The 9,868-nt window shown below is 51.6% G+C and carries 11 protein-coding genes; 5 read left to right on the top strand and 6 right to left on the bottom strand.

Going from position 1 to position 9,868, the window contains the following annotated elements; translation table 11 throughout:
* Positions 1-196, bottom strand: a 196-nt coding sequence (locus tag JWJ90_RS13950; protein ID WP_205225963.1) for a transposase, incomplete at its 3' end; no start/stop codon positions are given.
* A 250-nt stretch (positions 197-446) separates the two neighbouring features.
* On the opposite strand from JWJ90_RS13950, the gene JWJ90_RS13945 reads away from it, so the two are divergent.
* Positions 447-1,328, top strand: coding sequence for a 1,4-dihydroxy-2-naphthoate polyprenyltransferase (locus JWJ90_RS13945; protein ID WP_205227846.1), 882 nt, complete (start codon positions 447-449; stop codon positions 1,326-1,328).
* A gap of 142 nt (positions 1,329-1,470) precedes the next feature.
* Here JWJ90_RS13945 and JWJ90_RS13940 read toward each other — a convergent pair whose 3' ends face one another.
* Positions 1,471-2,133, bottom strand: a complete 663-nt coding sequence (locus tag JWJ90_RS13940) for an NAD(P)/FAD-dependent oxidoreductase (RefSeq protein ID WP_205227845.1) — start codon at positions 2,131-2,133, stop codon at positions 1,471-1,473.
* 485 nt (positions 2,134-2,618) lie between these two features.
* Between JWJ90_RS13940 and JWJ90_RS13935 the strand changes: the two genes are divergently transcribed.
* Together JWJ90_RS13935 and wtpA are read left to right on the top strand one after the other, a co-directional pair.
* The gene (locus JWJ90_RS13935; protein ID WP_205227844.1) at positions 2,619-3,146 is read left to right on the top strand and encodes a hypothetical protein; all 528 of its coding nucleotides are present in this window, start codon (positions 2,619-2,621) and stop codon (positions 3,144-3,146) included.
* A gap of 238 nt (positions 3,147-3,384) precedes the next feature.
* On the top strand, positions 3,385-4,365 hold the full coding sequence (gene wtpA / locus JWJ90_RS13930) for a tungstate ABC transporter substrate-binding protein WtpA (RefSeq protein ID WP_205227843.1): 981 nt from the start codon (positions 3,385-3,387) through the stop codon (positions 4,363-4,365).
* 314 nt (positions 4,366-4,679) lie between these two features.
* Here wtpA and pyk read toward each other — a convergent pair whose 3' ends face one another.
* Positions 4,680-6,470 carry a pyruvate kinase gene (gene pyk / locus JWJ90_RS13925; RefSeq protein WP_205227842.1) on the bottom strand — a complete coding sequence of 597 codons (1,791 nt, stop codon included), beginning with the start codon at positions 6,468-6,470 and terminating at the stop codon, positions 4,680-4,682.
* Positions 6,471-6,658: 188 nt separating this feature from the next.
* Between pyk and JWJ90_RS13920 the strand changes: the two genes are divergently transcribed.
* Positions 6,659-6,961 carry an MTH1187 family thiamine-binding protein gene (locus JWJ90_RS13920; RefSeq protein WP_205227841.1) on the top strand — a complete coding sequence of 101 codons (303 nt, stop codon included), beginning with the start codon at positions 6,659-6,661 and terminating at the stop codon, positions 6,959-6,961.
* Between the two features lie 58 nt (positions 6,962-7,019).
* On the opposite strand, the gene JWJ90_RS13915 is transcribed toward JWJ90_RS13920, so the two are convergent.
* From JWJ90_RS13915 to JWJ90_RS13905, 3 genes are all read right to left on the bottom strand, one after another.
* Positions 7,020-7,235 carry a hypothetical protein gene (locus JWJ90_RS13915; RefSeq protein ID WP_205227840.1) on the bottom strand — a complete coding sequence of 72 codons (216 nt, stop codon included), beginning with the start codon at positions 7,233-7,235 and terminating at the stop codon, positions 7,020-7,022.
* 148 nt (positions 7,236-7,383) lie between these two features.
* Complete coding sequence (locus JWJ90_RS13910; RefSeq protein ID WP_205227839.1) at positions 7,384-7,701, bottom strand: hypothetical protein; 318 nt, start codon at positions 7,699-7,701, stop codon at positions 7,384-7,386.
* 40 nt (positions 7,702-7,741) lie between these two features.
* Entirely contained in the window at positions 7,742-7,993 is a 252-nt protein-coding gene (locus JWJ90_RS13905; RefSeq protein ID WP_240194930.1) for a hypothetical protein, read from the bottom strand.
* A 462-nt stretch (positions 7,994-8,455) separates the two neighbouring features.
* Between JWJ90_RS13905 and lpdA the strand changes: the two genes are divergently transcribed.
* Entirely contained in the window at positions 8,456-9,868 is a 1,413-nt protein-coding gene (gene lpdA, locus JWJ90_RS13900) for a dihydrolipoyl dehydrogenase (protein ID WP_205227838.1), read from the top strand.

Genomic DNA, 9,868 nt, shown 5'->3' with positions numbered 1-9,868 from the left:
ATGTGACGCTGGTTTGATGATGACAGTGGCTACACTGGTAGGAATTTCTTGATGTTATGAAACTGTATTCTCTACTCGAACATTCAGGGCAAACGAAGCCATCGGGCCACCTTGTTTTGATCAGGGCGTCGATACAGGCATCTTCGGATCCAAATTTGTTCTGCCATTCCAAAAGAGACATTTGCGGCATTTTCATGACAAGACCTCCAGTTTTTGATTAACCTTTTGATCTTGCAACTAATATAAGCATTTACTGAGAATTGTTCAGAGCCATAAAATTTTATCCTCGGAATATCACACATATGCCTGCGGTAAAATTTTACGCATTCCTTGGCCTTGATTGAAAAATCTAATTATTCAAGACACCCTAGAGGGTGAAGAGCGTCTTGAATAAGCACCCGCCCGTATTCCCCATCCCTCTTCCCTCAACAAAGCCTGTTTACCGCATGAAAAATGATCTCTATTCATGGTTTCTGGCCATTCGCCCCAAGACGCTTCCGGCGGCTGTCTGTCCGGTCTTGGTCGGCAGTGCTCTGGCATTTCAGGCCGACAGTTTTCGTACGGTACCCGCTTTGCTCTGCCTGCTCTTCGCCCTGCTCATCCAGATCGGAACCAACTTTGCCAACGATTATTACGATTTCATCAAAGGTGCGGACACGGAGGAACGACAGGGGCCGAAACGAATGACCGCTTCCGGCTTGATATCGCTTAAAACCATGCAGCGCATGACCGCTGCGGTCTTTCTGCTGGCCTTCCTGGTCGGGCTGGCACTTGTGCCCTATGGGGGCTGGTTGCTGCTGGTCGTAGGCGTGCTCTCCGTTTTCATGGGGTATGGGTACACCTCGGGCCCCTTCCCGCTGGCCTATCTGGGGCTGGGGGAAATTTTTGTCATGATTTTTTTCGGCTGGATCGCCGTTGGCTGCACTTATCTGGTGCAGGCAGGGGGATGCTCCGCCGTTGTCCTGCTGGCGGGTACCGCGGTCGGCGCTTTGAGCACCAACTTACTGGTGATCAACAACCACCGGGACGTTGAAACGGATATCAAGGCCAATAAACGTACCCTGGCCGTTCGTTTCGGCCGGGGCTTTTCCGCCCTGGAATACCGGGTATGGTTCGGCCTGTCTCTTTTCTGCCTTGTCATCATGGCCATTGCACTCAAGTCATACTGGCTGGTTCTGCCGCTCATAGTCCTGCCGTCTGGTCTGAAACTCTGCTGGATGATCGGCGCACCGCAGACGGGGCCGGTCTATATTCGTATGCTCGGGCAAACAGCCGCCGTCATGCTCCTGTTCTGCCTATTGCTCTGCATCGGCCTGCTCATGAGTTGATCGTCTCAAGGGAATCGTAAAAACTAATTTCCCTCCTGAATCCTTGAGCGTGAGCATCCATAAGCACGTAGTCACGGATTCAAGCCCCCCACAAGGTATTCATCCATTCTCGCTTCTCGTAATCCCCCGTGATTTCACACAATCAGGACAGCAAATCCGCCTGCACCTTTTCAAAGCCAAGCCGTTCGACCATACGGCCCATACGCTCCCGCTTGGAGTGTTCTTTGTAGTAGTCAATAATGCGGGCTATCATTACCAGAGTTTCCTCCCAAGGCAGATCCTCGACCAGAAGGTCCGCCAGTCTGGGCCAGGCTGATCCACTGCCACCGATCATCACTGACCAGCCCTTGGGCGTGCCGTACAAAGAAAGATCCTTGATACAGTTTTCAGCGCACTGGATCTTACAACCGGATACCCCCATCTTCATTTTACTCGGGAGGGCCATACCGTTGTAGCGCTTATCCAATTCCATGCCCATCTCTAGACTGTCCTGCTGGGCCAGACGGCAATACTGAATGCCAGGGCAGGCTTTAACACTGCGAACACACAGGCCAACTGCGTATCCGGGATCCATGCCCAGGTCCTTCCAGGCGGGCTCCACTTGCTCCTCTTCAAGGCCGATGAGGGCAATACGGGCCGCACTGGTTATTTTCAATTCTTTCACCTTATACTTATCGGCAACATCTGCCAGCGCCCGGAGCTGATTTGGGCTGATCAGGCCACAGGGGATATGCGGCGCGATAGCGTATGTAATTTCTTCAGTGCCCCGCTGGCGGATGACACCTTTTTCTCCGTCTTTGAGCATGACTTTCTCCTTTGTGCACACCATGCCATTCTCACGTGGCAGATAGCACCTAACATCATCAATAACAAATTGATTTCTTAAAAATAATTAGACAAAGCCCTTAAAAGCACATGTCTCTCTTTTGATGGAGGTTGTATCTACCACAAAGCAAAAAGTCTTTCATGCTGATGCGTTAAAATTTATCGGCCATCATTTCATTCGATTTCATCCAAGCCCTCATATATCACAGGAGGGCAATAAGCAAACTCCCAAAATTCCGATTCGTTCAATAGCTGACATGGTCCATACCTGCACGCTGGGCAACACAACCAACATCATGGCGACCAAATGCAATAGCTCTGCTTGGAGTGTGCGTTGTTTTTCTCCTTGCATTCTTCGAGGTCTCCTGTTTTTCTTTAGCTTGATTCACCTATGCTGGCAAAGAAAGCAAAACGCACGCTTTCCATCTTCCAACACCTTATTACCTCTTTGCGGAGTGTCACTACATGCTATCGTGGAAACAATTGGCCCCTGCAGCCCTGGCTCTTATGCTCTTTTCGGGCTGTGCCACCCAGGAAAACGTCAAACAACTCGTTGGCTGGAGCGATGACGAAGATACGACATACAGCGGGCCAGAGTATCCGGCCACCAGCAAGATTGCTATTGCTTTTCAACCCGCTCAGGTGGGGCAGTCTTGCCGTGTTTTCGCCCAAAGCCTGGTGACCATACCGGCCAACATGAACGGTAAACAAATTAAAACGGCCCTTCTGGCCGAAGCCGGGCAACGCGGTGCGGATCAAATCCTGATTGGTTGCAGCCGTGAAGCCGAGGATGATGAGGGGCTTAACTTCCTCTATTTTAGACCAGCAGCAGAGTACCTCTGCACAGATCAGTGCGGTGGCTGGAAGTATGGCTATGAAGTCTGGGAGGAGCAAGGCGGCTGGGTCAGCCTTGGCTATGGTGAGTTGGGCAGGGAAGAGGCTCATTTTGAATCGCCTATGGTTACCCAGATGTTACTGCTGCGCTGCCAATGAAAAATTTGTCTTTCTCCTTTACCACAAAATAGAAAACAGCTGATTTGAAGAAATTCAAATCAGCTGTTTTTGGTTTTGAGCAAAATATGTATTCTCCATCCGGGAGCGGTATTCTCACCCTGCAACTTAGGTAGTCATAAAAACTTTCCAGGTTTCTGCCCCCCAAACACGGGTGATTTTTCCCTGAATCCGTGATTCAGGTTTTCTAGAATCTCAAAAAGCTAAGGAGTACACACGGATGTTTACAACCAAACTCTCCCGAATCAGTGTTGTCTGCCTGCTCAGCCTGCTGCTGGCGGCATTCAGCGCCCAGGCAAGAGACAAGGAGCAGCTGATCATCTTCCATGCCGGAAGCCTTTCCGTACCTTTTAAAACCATTGAGCAACAGTTCGAGGCAAAGTATCCCAACATCGACGTGCTGCGGGAAGCGGGTGGCAGCACCAAGATGGCCCGCATGATCTCTGAGTTGGGCAAACCTGCTGATCTCATGGCCTCTGCCGACTATGTGGTCATTAACAAAAACCTGATCCCCAAGTTTGCAGACACCAACATTCGCTTTGCAACCAATCAGATGGTGCTCTGCTATACCGGTAAAAGCAAATATGCCGACCAGATCAACAGCAAAAACTGGCCGGAGATCCTCTCCAAGTCGGACGTGGTCTGGGGACACTCCGACCCCAATCTCGATCCCTGTGGCTACCGCAGCCTGATGGTGCTGCAGCTTGCTGAAAAGTATTACAAGATCGACAATTTTTACGCAAAGATGCTTAAACTGCGCAAAAAATCATGGGTCCGCCCGAAAGCGGTGGAACTCATCTCCCTGCTCCAGTCCGGTGAGATGGATTATGTCTGGGAGTACCTCTCGGTCGCGGTTCAGCATAATCTGAAATACGTTCCTCTGGACCCGATGATCAACCTCAGCGATTACACCCACAACGATTTTTACAAAAACGCAACGGTTGAGGTAACCGGTAATAAGCCGGGCACCACCATCACACGCAAAGGTAAGGCAATCACCTATGGCATCACCCTGCTCAAGGATGCGCCCAACCCGGAAGCCGCCTCTCTTTTTCTCCAGTACCTGCTTGATCCCCAATCGGGTCTTGCTGTCCTGCAATCTCTGGGGCAACCCCCGTTTATTCCTGCACGGGTCTCCTCAGAGGATATGAAACGCAAACTTCCGGCTCCTGTCCAGGCCTTGGTTGAAGTCAAAAATTAAGTTTTTTTCTTATGAGCTGCTGCGGGACTTTCCCGCAGCAGTCCCCTTTCTATTTTTCTCCGAAGGCACTCCATATCGAACCTGGTGTTTTGGCAGTGTATGGAGCAAATCCAATTGCAGCATCCAGTGGGTGTCTTGAATAATTAGATTTTTCAATCAAGGTCAAGGATTGCTGACAATTTTACCGCAGGCATATAGTTGATATTCCGAGGATAAAATTTTCAGCATGACGCTGAGATTGGCAGAAAAAGCAATTATTCAAGATTCCCTAGTGGTAGAAAGCTTAAGCTGACCTCTGACATCAGCGTATGGCCTCACTCTTTTTCCACACGGATGACCTGCACCGCACCCAACTGACGGATTCCACTACGCGTGACCCGTGGCCCTTCGACAACGGCCACGCTCTCGCCTGCATGGATATAGCCCCACTCTCGAGCCATAGAGAGAGAGCGAAATACCATCTCGGTACGGCCTAACTCCTCACGAATAATCATGGGAAAGATATTGTTGTACAGGTTGGCATGCCTGGCCACATGGAGGGACTTGGTCACCAGCAGGGTCGATACTTTACGATTCCATTTGGAAATGATGGGATAAAGCGAGCCATCGGCATCCAGCAAAAGGGTGGCGCTGTTGCCACTTACGTTGGCCACCACGGAAAGGGCCGGATATTTGAGTGCGTCATGCTCCAGTTCTCGAAAGAGTTCCGCACTTGGTTTTGCATAACGCTCTTCTTCACAGATAATCGAAGCCATGGTTCGCACCACATTGACCGGGTCCACACCGGTGGCCGTCTCCTGGGAGAGCATGACCGCATCGGTTCCCTCCTTGATGGCCATGCTGACATCTGTGACCTCGGCACGGGTTGGCCGGGCATTGGTGGTCATGGAGTCAAGCATCTGGGTGGCCGTAATCACCGGAGTATTCAACTCCCGGCAGAGCTGAATAATCCGCTCCTGAATTCTGGGGACCCGCGCGGCAGGGAGTTCAACCCCCATATCGCCCCGGGCAATCATGATCGCATCGGCTACCTCAATGATGTCATGGATATTTTGCACCGCCTCGGGCTTTTCGATCTTGGCAACCACCTTGAGGTTGCGCTTGCCTGAATGCTTGATGTATTTCTTGATACGCCACACATCCTCAGCACTGCGGACAAAGGAAAGCGCCACATAATCCACCGAATGCTCCAGCCCCCAGTCCAGATCCTGCCAGTCCTTTTCGGTCACACTGGGTAAGGAGATGTTGGTGGCCGGCAGGTTAATGCCTTTACTTGATTTGAGTATCCCGCCCACCACCACCTCACAATGGACTTCCTGCTCACCCTCCTTAAGCACCCGTAACTCCAGCAGCCCATCATCCAGTAACACCGGCTCCCCCACCCGTAGATCAGAGAGAATTGAGGGGGTAATAGTGGATATTCGTTCGGCCGTGCCTTCAATGGCCTCAGCCTGAATAATGATCACCTCTCCAGCCTGTAAACGTACGGCGCCCTCCTGCATGGGGCCGGTACGAATTTTGGGACCGCAGAGATCCTGCAGCACGGCGATGGGTTTCTCCCAGATCTTTTCCGCCTCGCGGATGGCACAGAGCGTTTCTTCATGGGTATCGTAACTGCCGTGGGAAAAGTTGAGCCGGGCCACATCCATGCCGGCAAGGATCATTTTCCCCAGCATATCCGGTGTATTGGAGGCAGGCCCAATGGTGCAGACAATTTTCGCTTTTTTATTGACCGAGGTGTGCGTCTGGCGGGGAACCCCACCCAGACGCACAAAGAGTTCTTCAAAGTCAAAGGGTTTAGCCATGACCCCATAGACGTTGGTATGCTCATGCAAGCGATCCATAACATCACGATCATCCATGGTGGAGGTCACCACAATGATTGGCAGGTGCGGATTGACCACACCGATCGCCTCAATGAACTTGAATCCATCCCAATGGGGCATCTGAATATCGGTGATGATGGTATCGTAGGCATTGGCAGTGGCCAACTGGAAGCCCTGATGTCCGTTATCGGCAACGTCGACAAAATACCCTTGTTTATCCAGGCGGGAACGCAACAGATGTTGGGTGGGTTTGGAATCTTCAAGTACGAGAATACGCATGGCAACCTCCAGGCCGGATTTACTGGTTGTCTTCGATCACTGTCTGTAGCATAGTGGAAAATTGGCAAAAGAGGAAAAAAGAAATGGGGGTGCCAGGTGCAGCTACTGGAGAGAACTCCTTTTTTTAAACATGCGCCCTGATAACTTCCCCAAGCAAACCCGGCGCAATCCGGGAGAAGGAGGACATAATGCAAGTTATTCTTGATCTCTGCCTGGTACCACTGGGCGTTGGCGTTTCTGTCTCCAAATATGTGACCGAGTGCCATAAGGTACTGTTGGAAACAGGTCTGGAGCACAAGCTTCACGCCTATGGGACAAATATTGAGGGAGACTGGGACGAGGTGATGGCAGCGGTGAAGCTGTGCCATGAGCGGGTCCATGCCATGGGAGCCCCGCGGATTACAACCACGATAAAACTCGGCACACGTACCGACCGCGGGCAGACGATGGATGATAAAATAGCAAGCGTTGAAAAGCAGTTAGCCCAATAAAGGCACCCTGTAAGAAACTGTCACCTCAGAGCGGGCTTATTAACCGGCAACAGAAGGACTATCGGGATTCAACCAGATCGTTTTCCGGTCCTTTCCAGCTGCAGGCACCGCAAAAAATCTGGTCGGGATTGATGGGAACAGTGTCTTCAGAAATACTCTCGGGTTGGGCGATCACCGGCTGGTGCTGCCCATCCATCTGAAATACGGTGCGCTCTCCGCTCCGGCTTGAGACAAACCACTGCGATCCACACTGGGGGCAGGCAAGTAACTCCAACGGGTGCTCCTTTTTTTGTGTCCAGGGTGGTGCTCCACACATTGCACATGTGCGGAGCACTTCCTGGTTGTTCACACCTGAATCCGCAAACACCCTCTACTGTTGGGCAACCACCCGCCTTCACGAATTCAGATCACCTTAAAGTCACTCAGGACTCGGCATCTTCGAGGAATTCCAACGATAAATTCTCCCCCTCTCCTTCTGAGAGACGGTATTTCCCCCGTTGGATCAGGCTCATCCCCGCACTTTGTGCCTTTGCCTGAATCGCGGCAAAGATCTGACCGGCCTCCTCCTCTCCGGTTTCGACATTGGTGTAAAAAAAGAGATCCTCTCCAACTTCACCAAACTGAAGGAGTACGGGATTGTGCTGAATAAAAACGAGATCATCGTAGGCATAGGTTACCTCAATGCCGATCTCCTCCAAAAACTGCTTCACTATTCCAAGTGGACGATACGCAAGTGCCATATTTTATTCCTTTTTCTTCTCAAATTCTCAGACAGCTCTATTACTCGGCACTCTCTTTGGGACTCAAGGTGCGAATGGTACTGATCGCCCCCCAATCGTAGTAGCTGTTGACCATTTTCCCTTTATCTTCTTCAGTGATACGCACAAACTCTTCTCCAAGAAAGAGCACAGCCGCTGCATAGATTTTCCCCTCATTAACCTGCAACTCCACGCCCTTACGCAGTTTACGTGACAGGGTCCCATGGACAGGCATGGAGGCATACTCAAATATTTTTTCCCAGGTGGCTTTCATAATACTGGACTCCCCTCAGCAAGAATACAAGATAGACAGTGAGTATTTTTCTTTGTCCATTCCCAAAGCAAGCAATGGGCCACCTGCCCCTTTAAATTATTTTTCTATAATTTCAAATAATTAAAAAACACATCGCTCTCTTCACCCAAACAATGAGCCTCACTCTCCCTCTCGCCCTGTCTCAACCTCTTCATTTTTGTCGCCCATTCCACATTTTTCGCAAAGGTGGACACATTCTCGCTTTCCCCCCGCTATTGCTTGAGCCATGCCGCATAATCCGGTTATAATGCTCCACATCCCGGTTCCAGCAAGAGATCATCTCTTTTCACAGCCCCCCCTCTTGGTAGCGGGTACTCACCTATTCTGTTACAAACACAAACCTGAATCAGTAAAGAACAAGCCGTGCACCGTCTATTTGCCGAGGCACAGGCAGATCAACACTACAAAAGGAGACCAATGACCATGCAGGAAGTAAAGACCGGGGTAGCCGTTATTGGCGGCGGTCCTGGAGGTTACACCGCGGCTTTCCGAGCCGCCGACTTGGGACTACATGTCTGTTTGATTGAACAGGGAAACCGCCTGGGTGGCACCTGTCTCAACGTGGGCTGTATCCCATCCAAAACGCTCCTGCATGCAGCAGATGTTATCGAAGAGGCAAGCGAGGCCGCTAAGTTCGGTGTTACCTTTTCTTCACCTGAAATCGATCTCAGTGTCCTGCGAAGCCATAAGGCAGATGTGGTCAGCCAACTGACCAAAGGGCTTGATACTCTGTGCAAGGCACGAAACATTGATCGTCGGACCGGCACGGCCACTTTCACCGGCTCACATACGCTTGCAGTAAGGGGTCAGGAGGAGAGCACGCAGGTGCACTTTGACCAGGCTATCATCGCCACCGGTTCCCAGGCCTTTAAACTCCCCGGCATTCCGGAAGATCCGCGGATATGGGATTCCACCACGGCACTGGCGCTGACAACCATCCCCAAACGTCTTCTCATTATCGGTGGCGGGATTATCGGGCTTGAAATGGCCCAGATTTACCATGCATTGGGGACGGAGATCACCATTGTTGAGATGCAAAAACAGCTCATTCCACCGGCTGATCGGGACCTGGTGCAACCTCTTTTTCTCAAGCTGAAGAAACGCTACTCTATCCATACCGACACCCGTGTGGGAGCAATAACACCACAAAACGACGGCGTGGAGGTTTCTCTTGAAGGCAAGAACACCTCAACCCAACGCTATGATGCGGTGCTGGTTGCGGTGGGCAGGCGTCCTCACACTGCCGATCTCGGGCTTGCGGCACTTCCCCTTGAGCCCAATGACAAGGGTTTTATTCCCGTCAACCAGCAACAACAGACAAGGCTGCCCCATATTTATGCCATCGGAGATGTGGTTGGCGATCCCATGCTGGCCCATAAGGCAACCCATCAAGGAAAAATCGCCGCCGAAGTCATTGCGGGGCATCAGGTAGGCTTTACGCCCAAAATCATTCCTTCGGTGGCCTACACCGCACCGGAAATCGCCTGGGCAGGGCTGACAGAAAAAGAGGCGCAGGAACAGGGCATTTCTCTGGACAAGGGAAAATTCCCCTGGGGGGCCAGTGGCCGGGCTCTGAGCTCGGGAGCCAACCTTGGCGTGAGCAAAGCGCTTTTTGATACCGAAAGCGGCGTCCTGCTCGGAGCCGGTATCTGTGGTGCCAATGCTGGCGAACTGATCCACGAGGCGGCCTTGGCCATCGAGCTTGGAGCCACAGCCAGGCAGATCAGCTCGACCATCCACGCCCACCCAACACTGGCGGAGACCTTTGCCTTTGCCGCTGAGATGGTGGATGGTTCCATCACCGATGTACTTCCCCCGAAACCTCGGCGAAAATAA

The organism is Desulfobulbus rhabdoformis, from assembly GCF_016919065.1.
Lineage (GTDB): Bacteria > Desulfobacterota > Desulfobulbia > Desulfobulbales > Desulfobulbaceae > Desulfobulbus > Desulfobulbus rhabdoformis.
Note: the sequence above shows the minus strand (reverse complement) of the source record. Positions and strands in the feature narration are given on the sequence as shown.